Origin of the sequence: Streptomyces sp. SID12501 (assembly GCF_010550245.1) — a bacterium.
GTDB lineage: Bacteria > Actinomycetota > Actinomycetes > Streptomycetales > Streptomycetaceae > Streptomyces.
The window spans coordinates 1-525 of the sequence record NZ_JAAGLU010000407.1 but is presented as its reverse complement, the minus strand read 5'-3'; the positions used below and the strand labels follow the sequence as shown (position 1 = coordinate 525).

At 71.2% G+C, this 525-nt stretch carries 1 protein-coding gene; it reads right to left on the bottom strand.

Annotated features, from left to right (window positions below; genetic code table 11):
- Positions 1-525, bottom strand: a 525-nt coding sequence (locus tag G3I71_RS46485) for a hypothetical protein (RefSeq protein ID WP_164324975.1), incomplete at both ends; no start/stop codon positions are given.

Below are 525 nucleotides of genomic sequence, written 5' to 3'. Positions count from 1 at the left end.
CCGGCGCTGGCAAGCCACGGAACACCGAACTCGTCACAGAGGGCAGCGGCCATCTCGGGCTTGGTCAGACGCGTCTCGAGGACGCGCGGCGCGAAGCGCCTCGCGAGGTCCTTCAGGGTCCAGGTGTGCTCCTTCCCCCCGGGCCCCAGGGTGTCGTGCGGAACCCCTGCCAGGTCGCACATGCGGTTGACGGTGTCCTGCTTGCTGCGCGCCGGCCTGAACCCCGGAAACGCCAGAAGGACCTCCGCGGCAGGCTGGTCGTCGAGCCGCCGCTCCCGCGACAGCCGGTCCAGGTTGCGTGTCGCGCCCCAGAGCAGGTTGTTCATGCCGGTGAGGGTGACCTGGAGCCCGACGTACTCCCGTCCCTCCCGCCAGCGGACACCGAGCTCGTCGGCGATCCGCTCGCCGAGGACCGCGTTCACCTCGACGAGGTCGACGTCCAGCCCGAGGCCGGCCGCGAGAGCGACGAGCGCGCGCTTTGGGCCCCTCGTCCCTGGGTCCTGCGAACGGCTCAGGGCGTACATG